The sequence below is a fragment of the Nocardioides sp. B-3 genome, from assembly GCF_024703895.1.
Classification (GTDB): domain Bacteria; phylum Actinomycetota; class Actinomycetes; order Propionibacteriales; family Nocardioidaceae; genus Nocardioides.
The window spans coordinates 3,759,379-3,775,189 of the sequence record NZ_CP087968.1 but is presented as its reverse complement, the minus strand read 5'-3'; the positions used below and the strand labels follow the sequence as shown (position 1 = coordinate 3,775,189).

Here is a 15,811-nt window from a genome sequence, read left to right as displayed (position 1 = left end):
CCCGACGCGGTGATCGACGGGCCGGCGGCAGCCCTTGATGCCCGGTTGTGGCACCGAGGTGACGACAGCGAGCTGTCGATCGCCGGCGACCGGTCGATCCTCGACCGCTTCCCGCGGGATCGTGTCGCACCCCATCACCTGAAGATGGCGGTGGTCCGCAGTCACCGGGTGACTGCGGACCACCGCCATCTCGTCAGGTCAGCGTTGGACGGCGCCGGTCCGCTCCGCTGCGAGCGCGACGGCGGCGTCGCGGGCTGCGGCCGCCTCGCCCTCCTTGAGGGTCCGGTCGGCGGCGCGGAACCGCAGCGCGTAGGCCAGCGACTTCTTGCCCTCGCCGACCCGGGTCGCCGGTGAAGACGTCGAAGAGCCGGATCGACTCGAGCAGCTCCCCCGCTCCTTCTCGCAGGGCCGCCTCGACCGCCGCGGCAGGGACGGACGCGTCGACGACGAGCGCCACGTCCTCCTTCGCAACCGGGTAGGACGAGAACTCCGGACCGGTCACGATCGCGGTGGCGTGCTCGAGCAGGGCGTCGAGGTCGATCTCGGCAACTGCGGACCGGGCCGGGACGCTGTACGCCTTGCACACCTTCGGGTGCAGCTCGCCCGCATGGCCGATGACGCGCTCGCCGATCCGCAGCTCCGCGCAGCGGCCCGGGTGCCGGGGCTCCCGGGTCGTGGACGCGACCTCGAGCTCGACACCGAGCTCGTCGGCAAGCGTGCGGATGACACCGATGGCGTCGGACCGGGACGCGGCCCGCCCCTCGCCCCACCAGCCGGCGTCCTCGGTGTGACCGGTCAGCGCGATCGCGAGGTGCAGCGGCTGGCTGGGCACGGCCTTCTCGATGCTGGCCCACTCCTCGTCGGTCGGCCGGCGGTCGACCCCGAGGATCGGAGCACGCTCGTCACCCGTCGGTGCGAACACCGGGCTGGTCTCGAAGAGGGCGACGTCGCTGTTGCCGCGCCCGACGTTGCGGGCCGGGGCCTTCAACAGGCCGGGCAGCAGCGTGGTGGCGAGCAGCGGCTCCTCGTTGTTGAGCGGGTTGACGATGCGCAGGGCCGTACGGCGATCGTCGTCCGCCGTCAGGTCGAGGCGATCCCAGTCGGCCTCGCCGACGAAGGGGTAGCTGATCGTCTCGACCAGCCCGGCACCGGCGAGCGTGAGCCCGACCCGGCGACGCAGGCGCTGCGCCTCGGTGCGACCTCGACCGGGCGGGGCCGGCGGCAGCACCGACGGCACTTTGGTCGTAGCCGACGATCCGGACCACCTCTTCGACCGGGTCGTAGGGGTCGGTCATGTCAGGGCGCCACGAGGGAGCGATTGCGGTGAGCGTCGAGCCGGCGACGGAGACGGCGCAGCCCACTGCTTCGAGGTGGGCGACCGTGGTCTCCGCCGAGATGTCGATGCCGCTGATCCGGGCGGGCAGGTCGACCGGGATCGTGATCGAGACCGGCGTGGGAGGCGTGCCGACCAGCGTCACGCCGGGGTCCGACACGGCGCCACCCAGCTCGACGAGCAGCTCGACGACCCGGTCGGCCGCGGCCTGCGGCAGCAGCGGGTCGACACCGCGCTCGAAGCGCTTGGACGCCTCGGAGTGCAGCTTGTGCCGCTTGCCGGCGCGGAAGATCGTCACCGCGTCGAAGTGCGCGGCCTCCACGACGATGTCGGTCGTGGTGTCGGACAGCTCGGTGTCCTCGCCACCCATGACGCCGGCGATGCCGATCGCGCCGTTGTCGTCGGTGATGAGCAGGTCGACCTCGGTCAGCTTGCGCACGGCGCTGTCGAGGGTGGTGATCTGCTCCCCCGCCGCCGCACGCCGCACCGTGATCGGACCGGCCAGCTTCGCCTTGTCGTAGCAGTGGTTGGGCTGGCCGAGCTCGAGCATGACGTAGTTGGAGATGTCGACGCCGAGGCTGATCGGGCGCATGCCGGCCTGCTCGAGGCGGGTCGTCATCCACGCCGGCGTCTGCGTCGTCGGGTCGAAGCCGCTGACCGTGCGGGCCACGAAGACCGGGCAGGCCTCGGGGTCCTCGACCACGACCGGGTAGCCGGCGCCATCGGCAGCAGGCGTCTCCCGAAGCGCCGGGTCGGCGAACGGCAGGCCGAAGCCGAGCGCGGCCTCGCGAGCGATCCCGCGCAGGGACAGGGCGTAGGCCCGGTCGGGGTTGATCTCGAACTCGATGACCGGGTCGTCCATGCCGAGCACGTCGAAGGCGTTGTCGCCGGGCGCGCCCGCGTCGGCGGGCAGCACGATGATGCCGTCGTGATCGGTGCCGAGACCGAGCTCGGCGGCAGAACAGATCATCCCGGCGGACAGGTGGCCGTAGGTCTTGCGCTCGCTGATGACGAAGTCACCCGGGAGCACGGCTCCGGGCAGGCACACCACGACGAGGTCGCCCTCGACGAAGTTGTGCGCGCCGCAGATGATGCCCTGCGGCTCCCCGGTGCCGTTGGCGTCCCCGACGTCGACGGAGCACCAGTTGATGACCTTGCCGTTCTTCTGCGGCTCCTTCTCGACCGTGAGCACGCGACCGAGCACGAGCGGGCCGGTGATCGCATCGGCCGGGTTGGTGATGGCCTCGAGCTTGAGCCCGAGCATCGTCAGCTTGTCGGTGAGCACGCTCAGCGTGACGTCGGCCGGCAGGTCGACGTACTCCCAGAATCCGGGACAGTGGCGCCTTCATGTCAGATCTCCGTCCCGAAAGCACTGGCGAAGCGGACGTCGCCCTCGAAGACGTCGCGCAGGTCGGTCACGTTGTGGCGGAACATCAGCATCCGGTCGATGCCGAAGCCGAACGCGACCCCGGAGTAGACCTCCGGGTCGATGCCGCAGGCGGTCAGCACGCGGGTTGACCACGCCGCAACCGCCGAGCTCGATCCAGCCCTCGCCGCGACAGGTGCGGCAGCTGTCCGAGTCGACGCCGCGGCAGACGAAGCAGACCATGTCCATCTCGGCGGACGGCTCGGTGAACGGGAAGTAGGACGGACGGAAGCGGGTCGTGATGCCCTCGCCGAACAGCGCCGTCGTCATGTGGTCGAGCGTGCCCTTGAGGTGGGCCATGGTGATGCCCTTGTCGACGACGAGGCCCTCGATCTGGTGGAAGACCGGCGAGTGCGTCGCGTCGACCTCGTCGGTGCGGTAGACGCGGCCCGGGCAGACGACGTAGATCGGCGGCTCCTGCGACAGCATCGTGCGCGCCCTGGACGGGCGAGGTGTGGGTGCGCAGCACCAGCGCGGCCTCGGCCGGCTCGAGCCAGAAGGTGTCCTGCATCGTGCGCGCGGGGTGGTCGGCGCCCATGTTGAGGGCGTCGAAGTTGAGCCACTCGGCCTCGACCCACGGGCCCTCGGCGACATCCCAGCCCATGGCCGGGAAGATGTCGGCGAGCCGCTCGGAGAAGGTCGTGATCGGGTGCCGGGCGCCGCGGCTGCGGCGGTCGGTGGGGAGCGTGACGTCGACGCTCTCCTCGACCAGCATGCGCGCCTCGTGCTCCTCCTCGAGCACGGCGCCGCGCTCGCCGAGCGCCTTGTTGATCGCGCCTCGGGCCCGGCCCACACGGGCACCGGCCTCCTTGCGTGCCTGCGGCGGCAGCGCGCCGATCTCGCGGTTGGCCAGCGCGATCGGCGAGCGGTCGCCGGCGTGGTCGAGGCGGACCTGCTTGAGCTCGTCGAGGTCGGCGGCACCGGTGATGGCGGCCAGCGCCTCGTCGCGCATCCGCTCGACTTCCTCAGCCTTGAGCGGGGTGACCTCGACGGGGTCGTAGTCAGTGTTGGGGCCGGACATGGCTCCCTTTCCTCAGCGCATCGTGTTGACGGCGCGATTCTAGAAGTGGGTCGGACGGGGGTTCTCCCCGGACCCGGCGACGTCAGGAGCGCAACGGTCGATCAGGCAGATCGACGGGCCCCCGGACACCCTGCGGGTCCGGGGCGAAGAAATCGCTGACTGGGGCTCACGTCCCGGACTCTACCCCGCGTCGTCGCCCATGTAGGCGGCGATGATCGCGTCGCACGGGTTCCCTTCGGTGCCGAAGCGCGTCGCCTCCATGTCCGGGTCGGCCAGTGCCTCCTCGGCGCGCGATCGACCGCGGTTCCAGTCCAGCGGTCGCCGCTCCTGCCCGGAGTCGAAGTCCTCGTAGGACAGTTCACGCAGCGCGCACGCCGCGACATCGGCAGGCAGCCGCTCGGCGATCACCGGGGCCGCATCGGAGGACAACGACTGCAGGTAGTGGAGGTCGAGGTTGTCGGTCGCCTCGTAGCGGTCGATGTTGCGCCCCGCGACCCGGGCATCGGGGTTGATCGAGGCCAACCCGAGGACCCGCAACCGCGCCGGTGACGAGAGCCAGTCGCGGCAACCATCCGCCGTACCCGAGTCCCCCGACGACCATCACCAGCAACACCACCACACCCAGCCAGCCCTCGAAGACGTCGACCGTCAGCCGCAGGGTGGTGAAGCCGTAGGCCTCCCCGGTACAGGTTCATCCGGTGCAACGCCGACCCGACGACCACCGGGGGTCAGCGCGCAGAGCAACCCGAGCGAACCGCGCATCCACAGCCGATCGAGCGGCTCGTCCTTCACCTTGCGTGCGGCCGCCCACACGACGAACAACGTCAGCACGGTGGCGAAGGTGAGCTGCCCGAAGCCCCGGTGCACGTAGTCGGCGTACGTGAGGCTGGTTGTCTCCTCGACGTAGTCGTGCCCGCCGAAGAAGGCGGTTGCCTGCGCACCCGGGAACAGCAGGAAGACCGCGTCGACCAGCAACACCGGGATCAACCACTCCGAACCGGTTGCCCAGCGCGTCGACGGGTCGGCGCATGGGCTCGACCCGGGCGGGGTTGAGGGCGAGGTAGGCGGCGCCGAGGGTGACGGCGAAGACGAGGCAGCCGACGAAGACGCGCGTGACCGGGTCGTTGAAGCTCAGGGACGGCACCAGCACGTCGATCCGGGTCTTGAACAGCGCATCCGCCGAGGCGAAGAGCGCACCGAAGACGCCGAGGGCGATCAGGGACACGACCACGGTCCGCACGATCGCGGGCGTGCGGCCGCCGGTGCCGACCACCCGGAGCGCGCGGCCGAACCACGGCAGACCGCGCAGTGACGAGAGCGGCCGGGCGATGCCGGCCAGCGCAGAATCCGATCGGCGTGCGGGCGCCGGTCACCCCGATCAGGAACACGCCCGCGGCGGCGAACACACCCAGCAGCGCGATGCCCTCGGCGTCCAGCAGCATCAGCGGTAGCACGAGCAGCGCCGCGAGGACCGTGCACGCGATGGTGAACGGGTTGCTGCGCAGCCGCGCCGTGAGGTACGCCGCCGTGCCGGCGCCCAGAAGCACGAGCACCCATGACAGCCCGGGCGCGGTGAAGGTCATCGTCGCTCCGGCCAGAACTCCGACCGGGGCGCATGCCACGACGACCCGCAGGCCGGCGAGGCCGGGCCGTTCGGGCCAGAAGGTGCCGAAGAGGGAGTCCATCCCGGGGGACGGAGCCACGGGCTCCCGGCGCCAGCGGTGTGTAGCTGACCGGCGCGGGTGGCGCCTGCGGAGCGGGCGGCGGGGTCGGAGCAGTCATGGCGGCCTCCCCGGGGCGGCGAGGTCTTCGGGTCGTGGGCAGTCGTCAGGTGCGGGAGCTCGAGCCGGAGCAGGGCCCCGGTGTGCCCGGGAGTGGGGTCGGTGAAGCGGAGCGTGCCGCCGTGCAGCTGGGCCACCCAGCGGGCCACGGCCGGGCCGAGCCCGGTGCCGCCGCCGGTGGCGTCGGTGCCGAAACGCTGGAAGACGCGTTCGCGGTCGGACTCGGCCACCCCGGGGCCGCGGTCGGCGACCGTGAGCCACCAGCCCGTCGGCGTACTCGCTGAGGAGATGTTGACCGGCGATCCGGCCGGAGCGTGGCGAGCCGCGTTGTCGACGACGTTGACCGGGAGCTGTCGCAGCCTCGGCCTCGTCGACCCGGACGACCAGGTCGTCGGGGATCTCGAGGTCGAACTCCCCCCGTGCGCCCGGCGGCGGCGACCTCGGCGATGCAGTCGGCGACGAGAGCGCGCACCGGCACGGCAGTGGGCTGGAGTCGAGTGACGCCGGCCTCGAGGCGCGAGAGCTCGAGCAGGTCGGTGACGAGCCGGCGGAGGCGCTCGGCCTGCGCGAGAGCACCGTCGAGGTGCTCCGCGTCCGCGGGCACGACACCGTCGGCGAGGTTCTCGAGCACGGCGATCATGGCGGCCAGCGGCGTGCGCAGCTCGTGCGACACGGTGGCGATCAGGTCGCGGCGCTCGGCCTCGACCACGGCCGGGTCGCCCGCCATCTGGTTGAAGACCGCGGCCAGTCGACCGACCTCGTCGGTCGACGTGGTGCGCACACGACCGGTGTAGTCGCCGCGCGCCATCTGCTGGGCGACCTCGGTCATGGACCGCAGCGGCGACACCATCCCGGCCGCCAGCAGCTGCGTCACCCCCAGCGTGAGCAGCACGGCCACCGGGAGCGTCAGCCACACAGGCACACCGGCGGACGAGCCGAGCGTGGCCAGCAGGGCGACCACGATCACGGAGATCGCCACGAGTGCGCCGAGCTTGACCTTGATGCTGGTGGCGGCGTCGAGCAGGGTCTTCACGCGGGCACCTCGAGCGCGTAGCCGACGCCGTGCACGGTGCGGATCCAGCCCGCGCCGAGCTTGTGGCGCAGCGCCTTGACGTGGCTGTCCACCGTTCGGGTCGCGACGCCGCTGAGCGTCGCCTCGCCCCATCCCCACACGTCGGCGAGCAGCCCGCTCGCGCGTGAGCACCCGGCCGGACTCGCGGGCCGGGCAGACCAGCAGGTCGAACTCCGTCGGGGTCAGGTGCACCTCGACGTCCCCGATGGTCGTACGCCGACGGCCCGGATCGACACTGAGCGCGCCCCTGGACCAGCGGTGCCCGATCGGTGGTCGCGGCCAGCTCGGCGGCGCGTTCCACCCGCCGCAGCAGGGCGCCCACCCGGGCCACGACCTCGCGCATCCGGAACGGCTTGGTGAGGTAGTCGTCGGCTCCGACCCCGAGCCCGACCGGGATGTCGGCCTCGTCGTCGCGTGCGGTGAGCATCAGCACCGGAACCGGCCGCTCGGACTGGATGCGCCGGCACACCTCGTGGCCGTCGAAGCCGGGCAGCATCACGTCGAGCAGCACCACGGCCGGCGCGCTCGCGGCCGCGAGCGCCACCGCCGACGGGCCGTCGAAGGCCTGCGTCACCTCGTATCCCTCGGCGCGCAGCCGCTCGGTCACCCTGGTCGTTGATGACCCGGTCGTCCTCGACGACCAAGACGTGTTGCTTGCTCATGCACGTACTCGCTTCGCTCCGTGCGCGCATGAGGCACCCGACGCCCTGTGCTGATTGATTCCCTCGCTGCGCTCGCTCATGCTCTGACCTTAGGAGCGTGACTGCGCAGGAGACGGGGACGACTCGTGAAGGTTCTGTGCAGATCCCCCGCCGAAATCGAGTTCTCGTACGGCGACCGCGGCCCTACCCTTGGGAGGTGCCCACCACCAGCCAGCTGCTCGCCTTCGCGCTCGCCTCGATCCTCTTCATCCGGGTCCCGGGCCCGAGCCTGCTGTTCACGATCGGCCGGGCGCTCACGGTGGGTCGTCGCGCTGCCCTGCTCTCGGTGCTGGGCAACGCACTGGGGCTCCTCGCCCAGATCGTCGCCGTGGCGCTCGGACTGGGTGCGATCGTGGCGGCCAGCGCGGCGGCGTACACCGTGCTCAAGATCGTCGGTGCCGGCTGGGTCGTGTGGCTCGGTATCCGGGCGATCAGGCACCGGGGCGACGCACGCGCGGCCCTCGAGCTCGGCGGCCGTCTGCCGGAGCGGACGAGCGCGGCCCTGCGGACCGGTTTCGTCGTCGGCGCCACCAACCCCAAGACCATCGTCTTCTTCGTGGCGTTCCTGCCGCAGTTCACCAACGCGGCCGCCGGTCACGTCGGCGCACAGATCGCCCTCCTCGGCGTCCTCTTCGCGGTGATGGCCGTGGCGTCCGACTCGGTGTGGGCGCTGGCGGCCAGCCGCGCCTGCGACTGGTTCGCGCGCAAACCGCAGCGCCCGGACGCCATGGGTGCCACCGGTGGCGTGATGATGATCGGGCTCGGCGCGACCCCGGCCGCGACGGACTGACCAGCGACTCAGCCCGGTCGCAGGTCCTCGGACGGCCAGTCGACCACCACGCGCGCCGACCTTCGGCGCATCGGTCACCACGACAGCGCCGCCGTGGGCGCGGGGTGAGCCCGCCGACGATGTACATGCCGAGGCCGGAGCCGCCGCTGGCGCCGTGCTTCCAGAACTTCGTGAAGATGCGGTTGCGCATCTCCTTGGGGATGCCGTCGCCCTCGTCGTCGACATGGATCCGCACCCCGGTGAAGGCTCCGTCGGCGGGCAGCTCGGACAACGTGACCTGCACGAGTCCCCGGCCGTGCCGCACGGCGTTCTCCACCGGGTTGGTGACGACCCGGGTGAACTTGTCGGGGTCGGCGAAGATCTCCGGCAGGTCATCGGGCGCCGCCAGCTCGATGGCGCGGCTGGTCCCGGCACCGACCGAGTTGACGACCCGCCGCACGAGCGCGACAGCGTCGGACTGACGGGGATAGAGCGGCAGTCGCCCGGTGTCGATGCGGGCCACGTCGAGCAGCTCGGCGATGAGGCGGACGAGGCGGTCGGCATCGGCGTTGACCGTCTCGAGCATCAGCTTGCGCTGGTCGTCGTTGAGCTTGTCCCACCGGTTCAACAGTGCCCGGACGAAGCCCTTGACGCCGGTCAGCGGGGAGCGCAGCTCGTGCGCGACGGTGGCGACGAGGTCGGACCGCTCCCGGTCGAGGCGGGCCCGGCCGCGCCCGCTCCGGATTCCGATCACGATGCCGATGACCGGAGCAAGGGGTCGGTCGCGGACCAGCGCGCGGTGGTCAGCACCTCCTCGCCGTCGGTGTTCAGCCACGACTGCTCGGGGATGGCGGTGCGGGTGGACAGGCTCTGGTCCGGCCGGTTGACCTGCCACCAGTTGCGGCCGTCCCTGGTCCTGCAGCCTGAGGACCGCTTCGATGCGCGCCCCCGTCGCGGCCTCGGTGGTGGTGCCGAGCAGCCGGGCCGCGTGGTCGTTGACGAAGGTGATCTGGGGCGTGTCGCCGGAACCCACCATCGTGGCGCCCACGATGCCGTCAGGGTGCAGGTCGGCCAGCGACCGCAACCGCGTGGGCCTCGACTCGATGCGGGACACGGGCGTCACCCTAGTCGGGCTCGGCTGCCTTGGGACGGCGCAGGCCCGCACGGCGCAGCCGGGTGACGAGCTCGCGGGAGCTGACGGCCCGGGCGCCGGCGGCCAGCATGGCGGCGTACCACTCGGAAGGAACGTCGTAGTGGTCGCGATCGAAGCCACGGTCGGGTACGCCGACGTCGCGGGCGAACGTGTGCAGCTCCTCGAGGGACTCGTCGCTCGCGAGGTGCGACCACACGCGGCCCCACCGCTCGACGGCCGGCGGATCGATCAGGATCATCGCGCGGGGACCCCCGAGACGATCGGCAGGTCGACCGCTTGCCGCCTGTGCACTCCCATCGGGCCCCCGGAGACGAGCCGGTCAAGGAGTCCGTGCTCCCGCGGGAGTCTAGTGACTCAGCGCCCGGAGCGTTGCGCCCCGGCGCTGGCGAAGAGGCACACGGCCGCTGCCGTGGAGAGGTTGAGGCTCTCGGCCCGGCCATGGATCGGGATCGCGACCCGGTGATCGGCCGGGGCCGCCGGGTCGTCGGGGAGACCCCAAGCCTCGTTGCCGAACAACCGGGCGGTCGGGCCGGTCAGGTCGGCCTCGAACAGGTCGACGTCGCCGGCGCCGTCGGCGGCCGAGACGGTGAAGCCCGCCGCACGCGCGGCGGCCACCGCGGCCGCCGGATCGGGCTCGAGGGCGATCGGCAGGTGGAAGACACTGCCTACGCTGGCGCGCACGGTCTTGGGGTTGTAGACGTCGACCGACTGGCCGGCGAGCACCACACCGACCGCGCCCGCCGCATCAGCGGTGCGGATCACGGTGCCGGCGTTGCCGGGGTCGCGGACGTCGGCGCAGATGACGAGGAGGGCCGGGGGTTTCGTGACAGGCGCCAGAGCGCCTACCTCAACCTCCGCGAGCAGCGTGTCCCGGGGGTACGTCGAGGTGGCGGCACAGCGCCACGACGCCGGCCGGGCTGACGGCGTCGGACAGCGACGCGAGCGCCCGGTCGTCGACGAGAGTCACCAACCGGGCGGAGGCCAGCACGTCGGCGTACGACTCGGACGCCGCAGGCGTGGCGAAGACCTCGACCACGCAGTCGGGCAGGCGCAGGGCGCCCTCGACGGCCTTCGGGCCGTCGGCAGGGAAGAGCCGCCGTTCGGATCGGACCGAACGGCGGCTCAACTTGCGAGCTTCCTTGACGCGAGCATTGCCCGCAGTCAGGGGGTGCTCATGCTCAGGCGTCGACCTTGGGCGCGTTGACGTCCTCGGGCAGCGCGGCCTTGGCAGCGTCGACCAGCGTGTTGAACGCGGCGATGTCGTTGACGGCGAGCTCGGCGAGGATCTTGCGGTCGACCTCGATGCCGGCCGGGTTGAGGCCCCGGATGAAGCGGTTGTAGGTCATGCCCTGCGCACGCGGCGGCGTTGATGCGCTGGATCCACAGCTTGCGGAAGTTGCCCTTGTTCTTGCGGCGGTCGTTGTAGCTGTAGACCAGCGAGTGGGTGACCTGCTCCTTGGCCTTGCGGTACAGGCGCGAGCGCTGACCCCGGTAGCCGGAGGCGCGCTCGAGGACAACCCGGCGCTTCTTCTGGGCGTTTACCGCCCGCTTGACGCGTGCCATTTCATTACTCCTTGTTCAAAAACTGAGGTGGGTGCGAGTGGGAACGAGTCGGAAGACTCAGAGACCCAGCATCTTCTTGGCACGCGGGACGTCGGCCTTGGCAACCTCGACGGTGCCCGTCAGACGACGGGTGACCTTGGAGGGCTTCTTCTCGAGGTTGTGGCGCTTGCCAGCCTTCTCGCGAAGGATCTTGCCCGAGCCGGTCACGCGGAAGCGCTTGCTGGCACCGGAATGCGTCTTGTTCTTCGGCATATCTCTACTCCTCTGATCTGTGATGTCTGGGGGACGACGTGCTGACCGGAGAGGTCAGGCTTCGATGTCGTCGTCGAGGTTCTCGGAGCGCCCGCGCTCTTTCTTGGCGGCCACCGGGCCGGCAGCGTGGGCTGCTTCGCGCTCGGCGTCCTCGGCTGCCACCATCGCGGCGCGCTCTGCCATCTTTTCTTCCTTGGCGGCGGCGGCGTCGATCTTGGCGTCGGCCTTCTTCTTGTGCGGGCCGAGCACCATGATCATGTTGCGGCCGTCCTGCTTGGGCGAGGACTCGATGAAGCCCAGCTCCGTCACGTCCTCGGCCAGCTTCTGCAGCAACCGGAACCCGAGCTCGGGACGGTGCTGCTCTCGCGGCCGCGGAACATGATCGTGATCTTGACCTTGTCGCCGGCCTTCAGGAAGCGGACGACGTGGCCCTTCTTGGTCTCGTAGTCGTGCGCGTCGATCTTGGGACGAAGCTTCATCTCCTTGATGATGACGTTCGTCTGGTTCCGACGGGCCTCATGAGCCTTCTGGGCGTTCTCGTACTTGAACTTGCCGTAGTCCATGAGCTTGCAGACAGGCGGCCGGCCCCGGGGAGCGATCTCGACCGGGTCAAGGTCTGCCTCTTGGGCAAGCTTCAACGCCTGATCGGTCGGCACGATGCCGACGGTCTCGCCATTGGGTCCGACAAGCCGGACCTCGGGAACGTGGATCCGCTCGTTGATTCGCAGCTCGGTGCTGATGTGTCCTCCAGTGATTTGGGGTGGTGGTGGACCCTCACGGAGGACATTGGCCCGGAAATGAACAATGGCTCCCGCTTTGCCCAAGCGGAAGCCAGCGTCACGCCCACAAGAAATCTGTGCGCCTGATCCGGACCGGAACCCGACGACCTGCTGGTCGATGCGGGTGGGGGACGAACGTGCTGTCTCCGCTTGGTGGATCGATCCCGCAAGCGGGACTGATCGGTCAACAAAGAAGGTTAGCCGATCATTCCGGTCCCCCACCAATCCTCAGAAGTGCACGGGCGACGGATCGGGCAGCATGTCGATCCACACCCGGTGGTGGTTGGCGTATTCGGCCCGGTCCTGCGGCGCGAGTGTTTCCGCCTGCACGGCGCCGGGACTCTGCCCGCCCGAGGCGGCCCAGTCGCAGGGCGGCGGGCAGTGCGGCGCGCAGCTCGTCGATCGGCACCACGTCGGACCAGACCTCGAGCGCCGCGTCGGCGACCCGGCGCAGGCGCGCGTCGTCGGGTGGCGGCTCGCCGAGGAAGTAGGCGATCTCGTTGAGCGGGACGAGCAGCCCGGACAGCGGGTTGGCGGCGACCGAGTCGGCGAAGTCGAAGAAGCGCAGGCCGCCGGGGGTGTCGAACGCGTTGTGGCCGTGCAGGTCGTTGTGGCTGATCGAGATCGGGAGTCCGAGTGCGTCGACCTGCTCAATCTCCGCGGCGACGCTCGGGTGCCCCGGAGCCTCCGACAGCCCGGCGGTCACCAGCACGGGCATCGCGGGAGCAACGATCCCGGCCAGCTCCATTGCCCGCGTCACCAGCCGGATCCGGGCGTCCGGGTCGTCGTCGGCAACCGTCTCGGCAAACACCGTGCCCCGGTCGACCGTGAGCAGCAGCCCGCGCTCGCGGTCCACGGCCGCGACCGGGACCACGTGACCGGGTGCCAGCGCCGCCAGCTCGGCGACCAGTGCCGCCTCGAAGGCCCGGCCGTCGGTGTTCTGCTTGGCGTAGAAGACGCCGTCCACGGTCGTGACCCGCCAGACGCCTGCCCACGCGCGCAGCTTGGCCTGCTCTAGCGTGCGGACCCGGCCGACGCTGGACTCGATCCATGCCCGGAGCTCTTCGAGGAATGGCTCGGTGGTCCACCGAGTCGATGACGCCGAGTTCTCGGCGAAGGTCATGGGACCGCCAACCAAGCCGTGTGGTCCCCCACCCGGGCCAGCCGATATCCGGCTGCCAGCGCGCACGTCGTCGCCCTCGACCACGAAGGTGGTCGGTCCTGCGATGTCGACGACCAACGCCGCCGCGTCCTCCTGCACGGCCGACTGCGCGGCGAGCTTCGCCACGACCGGCACGGGGCGGGCTTCGGGGTTCCACCTCGCCAGCGTCTCGGTGGACGTGAAGGCGAGCAGCGCAAGCCGTCCGTCGGCGCCGCGCATCAGCACGGCGGCCATGTCACTGGTCTTGTCGTGGGCGAGTCCGCGTTCGTCGTACTCCACCTCCCCCAGCATCGCGACCACCGGGACCAGCAGCCGCGCAGTCCTGGAGAGCGAGCAGCACGTCGCCGTGGCTCGACTCGTGTCGTGCGTAGGCCGCCAGCTCGGCCGCCAAGGCAGAGTCGGCGTCGCCGGTGTCTCCCGCGAATCCGGGGTCAGGGATGAGTCGCTCCACGGCACCCATTGTCCACTGTGCCAGTCTGGAGTCGTGGACGAGGCACACTGGGCGGCGCTCGCCGCGACCCTGACCCTGCTGGGGCTGGTGTGGACCTACGTGTCCTACCGGCGGCGCGGCGCCATCGCTGCGATGCGGGCACTCGGCTTCACCACGTTGCCGGTCGCCGCGTGGTTGACCGGGACGCTGGAGATGTTCACCGAGATCGCCGGGTCGGTCACCGACTGGGCCACCGGGCTGGTCTTCAACCCGATCACCTGGACCGGCATCGGGCTGGCCGGCTTCGGCGTCGTCCTGATCTTCATCTCCGGCTACCTCCGCGACCGCCAGCTGGGCCGGGTCCGGGACGGCACCGCTGCCCCGAAGCCACCGCTTCCCGAGGCACAGTCGACCCGCGCGCCCGCGTCCGGACCTGCCGTGGATGACGACTTGGCCGACATCGAGGCCATCTTGAAGCGGCGCGGGATCACGTGACGGACTTCGTCGCTCGCAACCGCCTCTGGGCCCGCCTCAATGCCGCGGTTGCCGCGCACCCCGACCACCTGCCGACCCCGATCGCGGTCATCGACCTCGATGCCTTCGACGCCAACGCCACGGATCTCGCTCGCAGGGCCGCCGGCAAGCCGATCCGAGTTGCGTCCAAGTCGCTGCGCGTGCCGGCCCTGATCTCGCGGGCGCTTGCGACTCCCGGCTTCGAGGGCGTGCTGGCCTACACCCTGCGCGAGGCGCTCGTGCTGCACGAGCTGGGCATCACCGACGACCTCGTGGTCGCCTACCCCTGCGTCGACCGGGCTGCCCTGACGGACCCGGTGGCCTCACCTGCCGCTGCCGGCGCGGTGACGCTGATGGTCGACGACGTGGCCCACCTCGACGTCATCGACTCGGTCCGCTCGTCCAAGGCTGTGCAGGTCCGGGTCGCCCTCGACATCGACGCCGGGCTGAAGCTCGGCAACCAGCACGTCGGGCCCAAGCGGTCCCCGCTGTACGACGCCTCCACCATCGCCGCCCCGGCCCGAGCGGTCGTGGCCCGCGACGGATTCCGGCTGGTCGGGGTGATGACCTACGAGGGCCGGGTCGCCGGCGTACCCGACGACGTGCCGTCGCAGCGTGCCGAGTCGCTGGTCGTCCGGCGGCTCAAGCAGGCATCGGTGGCCCAGCTGGACGTACGCCGCCGCGCGATCGCCGACGCGCTCGCCCCGATCGTCGACCCGGAGTTCTGGAACGCGGGCGGTTCAGGCTCGGTCGAGTCCACCGTCGCAGACTCCGCGGTCACCGAGGTGGCCGCCGGGTCCGGGCTGCTGGTGCCGGGCCTCTTCGACCACTACCAGTCCTTCTCCCCTCGCCCGGCGGCCTACTTCGGCCTGCGCGTGAGCCGCAAGCCCTCGCCGACTCTCGCCACGGTGCACGGTGGCGGTCTGGTCGCCTCGGGGCCGGCCGGCGACGACCGTTTGCCTATTCCCCGGGCACCGCCGGGACTGCACCTGCTCGGTCTCGAGGGTGCCGGCGAGGTCCAGACCCCGTTGACCGGACACCCGGCCGCGATGCTCTCGATCGGCGACCTCGTGTGGTTCCGGCACGCCAAGTCAGGCGAGCTGTTCGAGCACGTCACCCACGTCCACCCGGTCTCCGGCGAGGAGATCGTCGAGACCGTGCGGAGCTATCGCGGTCTCGGCCATGTCTTCTGAGGACTGGGCCGCCGCCGTCCTCACCCACGCCCCCGGCGTCGCCGCCGACCCCGGGTGAGGGACGCCTGATCTGCATCGACGGCCCGGCCGGCGCCGGCAAGACGACGCTGTCGATGTCACTCGAGACCCTCACCGGAGCGCCGGTGCTCCACGCCGACGAGCTCCTCGAGGGTTGGGGCGGGCTGCCGCGGCTCGGCGCCACCATCGAGGCCGTGCTGCGTCCGCTGGCTGCGGGACGTCCGTCGCAGTGGCGACGGTGGGACTGGCACGTCTCCGCACGGGCCGAGACGCCCACCCTCGCGCCCGCACCCCTGTTGATCATCGACGGGGTCGGGGCCGGCGCGGCGGCGTACGACGAACTGATCACCACGCTGGTCTGGCTCGAGGCAGACCGTGACGTGCGACTCGCCCGCGGGCTGGCGCGCGACGGCGATGACTTCGCGCCCTACTGGGAGCAGTGGGCCGCCGACGAGGCCGACCTGCACGCCCGCGAACGGACCCGCGAGCGCGCGGACCTGATCTTCACGTCGTAGGTTTCTGACCATGGTCCTTCCCTCCGGCGAGCAGTTCGAGATCGAGGCGGCCGGCTATCGCGCCGTCGTCACCGAGAGCGGAGCGGCGCTGCGCGTCCTGTCGTACGGCGAACGCGCACTCGTCGACGGG

15 protein-coding genes and 10 pseudogenes are annotated in these 15,811 nt (G+C 71.0%); 5 read left to right on the top strand and 20 right to left on the bottom strand.

The window, feature by feature from the left end:
- Positions 1 to 198: 198 nt before the first annotated feature.
- From LP418_RS31555 to LP418_RS24990, 10 genes and pseudogenes are all read right to left on the bottom strand, one after another.
- The gene (locus tag LP418_RS31555; RefSeq protein WP_442940323.1) at positions 199 to 471 is read right to left on the bottom strand and encodes a hypothetical protein; all 273 of its coding nucleotides are present in this window, start codon (positions 469 to 471) and stop codon (positions 199 to 201) included.
- Positions 404 to 1,228, bottom strand: a pseudogene (locus LP418_RS31550) (phenylalanine--tRNA ligase subunit beta); the annotation flags it as partial. The pseudogene LP418_RS31550 and the gene LP418_RS31555, both read right to left, overlap by 68 nt.
- A gap of 76 nt (positions 1,229 to 1,304) precedes the next feature.
- Positions 1,305 to 2,597 (bottom strand): annotated as a pseudogene (locus LP418_RS31545) (phenylalanine--tRNA ligase subunit beta); the annotation flags it as partial.
- A gap of 86 nt (positions 2,598 to 2,683) precedes the next feature.
- Positions 2,684 to 3,780, bottom strand: a pseudogene (pheS, locus tag LP418_RS25020) (phenylalanine--tRNA ligase subunit alpha).
- 180 nt (positions 3,781 to 3,960) lie between these two features.
- Positions 3,961 to 4,317 (bottom strand): DUF4173 domain-containing protein, encoded by a 357-nt coding sequence (locus LP418_RS25015; protein ID WP_257954103.1) that lies wholly within the window; start codon positions 4,315 to 4,317, stop codon positions 3,961 to 3,963.
- A 111-nt stretch (positions 4,318 to 4,428) separates the two neighbouring features.
- Positions 4,429 to 4,770: pseudogene (locus tag LP418_RS25010) on the bottom strand (DUF4153 domain-containing protein); the annotation flags it as partial.
- Positions 4,771 to 4,891: 121 nt separating this feature from the next.
- Positions 4,892 to 5,080, bottom strand: a pseudogene (locus LP418_RS34565) (DUF4153 domain-containing protein); the annotation flags it as partial.
- A 279-nt stretch (positions 5,081 to 5,359) separates the two neighbouring features.
- Positions 5,360 to 5,866, bottom strand: a pseudogene (locus LP418_RS34560) (ATP-binding protein); the annotation flags it as partial.
- A 209-nt stretch (positions 5,867 to 6,075) separates the two neighbouring features.
- Positions 6,076 to 6,411: pseudogene (locus tag LP418_RS34555) on the bottom strand (histidine kinase dimerization/phospho-acceptor domain-containing protein); the annotation flags it as partial.
- Positions 6,412 to 7,012: 601 nt separating this feature from the next.
- Positions 7,013 to 7,207, bottom strand: a pseudogene (locus LP418_RS24990) (response regulator); the annotation flags it as partial.
- 284 nt (positions 7,208 to 7,491) lie between these two features.
- Here LP418_RS24990 and LP418_RS24985 point away from each other — a divergent pair.
- Positions 7,492 to 8,124, top strand: coding sequence for a LysE family translocator (locus LP418_RS24985; RefSeq protein ID WP_257954099.1), 633 nt, complete (start codon positions 7,492 to 7,494; stop codon positions 8,122 to 8,124).
- Between the two features lie 172 nt (positions 8,125 to 8,296).
- On the opposite strand, the pseudogene LP418_RS24980 reads toward LP418_RS24985, so the two are convergent.
- The 8 genes and pseudogenes from LP418_RS24980 to infC all read right to left on the bottom strand — a co-directional run.
- Positions 8,297 to 9,139, bottom strand: a pseudogene (locus LP418_RS24980) (sensor histidine kinase); the annotation flags it as partial.
- An 88-nt stretch (positions 9,140 to 9,227) separates the two neighbouring features.
- Positions 9,228 to 9,494 (bottom strand): DUF4031 domain-containing protein, encoded by a 267-nt coding sequence (locus LP418_RS24975; RefSeq protein WP_257954098.1) that lies wholly within the window; start codon positions 9,492 to 9,494, stop codon positions 9,228 to 9,230.
- Between the two features lie 116 nt (positions 9,495 to 9,610).
- Complete coding sequence (locus LP418_RS31540) at positions 9,611 to 10,018, bottom strand: TrmH family RNA methyltransferase (RefSeq protein ID WP_336275810.1); 408 nt, start codon at positions 10,016 to 10,018, stop codon at positions 9,611 to 9,613.
- 85 nt (positions 10,019 to 10,103) lie between these two features.
- Positions 10,104 to 10,382: a hypothetical protein gene (locus LP418_RS31535; RefSeq protein WP_336275809.1), complete on the bottom strand. Its 279-nt coding sequence runs from the start codon at positions 10,380 to 10,382 to the stop codon at positions 10,104 to 10,106.
- A gap of 52 nt (positions 10,383 to 10,434) precedes the next feature.
- Positions 10,435 to 10,819 (bottom strand): annotated as a pseudogene (rplT, locus tag LP418_RS24965) (50S ribosomal protein L20).
- A 57-nt stretch (positions 10,820 to 10,876) separates the two neighbouring features.
- Positions 10,877 to 11,071 (bottom strand): 50S ribosomal protein L35, encoded by a 195-nt coding sequence (gene rpmI / locus LP418_RS24960; protein ID WP_257954097.1) that lies wholly within the window; start codon positions 11,069 to 11,071, stop codon positions 10,877 to 10,879.
- 54 nt (positions 11,072 to 11,125) lie between these two features.
- On the bottom strand, positions 11,126 to 11,404 hold the full coding sequence (locus LP418_RS24955) for a translation initiation factor IF-3 C-terminal domain-containing protein (RefSeq protein WP_257954096.1): 279 nt from the start codon (positions 11,402 to 11,404) through the stop codon (positions 11,126 to 11,128).
- Positions 11,377 to 11,781, bottom strand: a complete 405-nt coding sequence (gene infC, locus LP418_RS24950; protein ID WP_257957182.1) for a translation initiation factor IF-3 — start codon at positions 11,779 to 11,781, stop codon at positions 11,377 to 11,379. Before infC ends, LP418_RS24955 begins: the two co-directional genes overlap by 28 nt.
- Between infC and LP418_RS24945 the strand changes: the two genes are divergently transcribed.
- Positions 11,695 to 11,937, top strand: a complete 243-nt coding sequence (locus tag LP418_RS24945; RefSeq protein ID WP_257957282.1) for a hypothetical protein — start codon at positions 11,695 to 11,697, stop codon at positions 11,935 to 11,937. The genes infC and LP418_RS24945 overlap by 87 nt on opposite strands.
- 118 nt (positions 11,938 to 12,055) lie before the next feature.
- On the opposite strand, the gene LP418_RS24940 is transcribed toward LP418_RS24945, so the two are convergent.
- Both LP418_RS24940 and LP418_RS24935 read right to left on the bottom strand, forming a co-directional pair.
- Entirely contained in the window at positions 12,056 to 13,303 is a 1,248-nt protein-coding gene (locus LP418_RS24940) for an SseB family protein (RefSeq protein WP_257954095.1), read from the bottom strand.
- The gene (locus LP418_RS24935) at positions 13,248 to 13,463 is read right to left on the bottom strand and encodes a hypothetical protein (RefSeq protein ID WP_257954094.1); all 216 of its coding nucleotides are present in this window, start codon (positions 13,461 to 13,463) and stop codon (positions 13,248 to 13,250) included. The genes LP418_RS24940 and LP418_RS24935 overlap by 56 nt, the downstream gene beginning before the upstream one ends.
- A 33-nt stretch (positions 13,464 to 13,496) precedes the next feature.
- Here LP418_RS24935 and LP418_RS24930 point away from each other — a divergent pair, with 33 nt between their 5' ends.
- The 3 genes from LP418_RS24930 (at position 13,497) to LP418_RS24920 (ending at position 15,681) form a co-directional block, all read left to right on the top strand.
- Positions 13,497 to 13,937: a hypothetical protein gene (locus LP418_RS24930; protein ID WP_257954093.1), complete on the top strand. Its 441-nt coding sequence runs from the start codon at positions 13,497 to 13,499 to the stop codon at positions 13,935 to 13,937.
- Positions 13,934 to 15,148 carry an amino acid deaminase/aldolase gene (locus tag LP418_RS24925; protein ID WP_257954092.1) on the top strand — a complete coding sequence of 405 codons (1,215 nt, stop codon included), beginning with the start codon at positions 13,934 to 13,936 and terminating at the stop codon, positions 15,146 to 15,148. Before LP418_RS24930 ends, LP418_RS24925 begins: the two co-directional genes overlap by 4 nt.
- 113 nt (positions 15,149 to 15,261) lie before the next feature.
- Positions 15,262 to 15,681: a uridine kinase family protein gene (locus LP418_RS24920; protein WP_257954091.1), complete on the top strand. Its 420-nt coding sequence runs from the start codon at positions 15,262 to 15,264 to the stop codon at positions 15,679 to 15,681.
- Positions 15,682 to 15,811 lie beyond the last annotated feature (130 nt).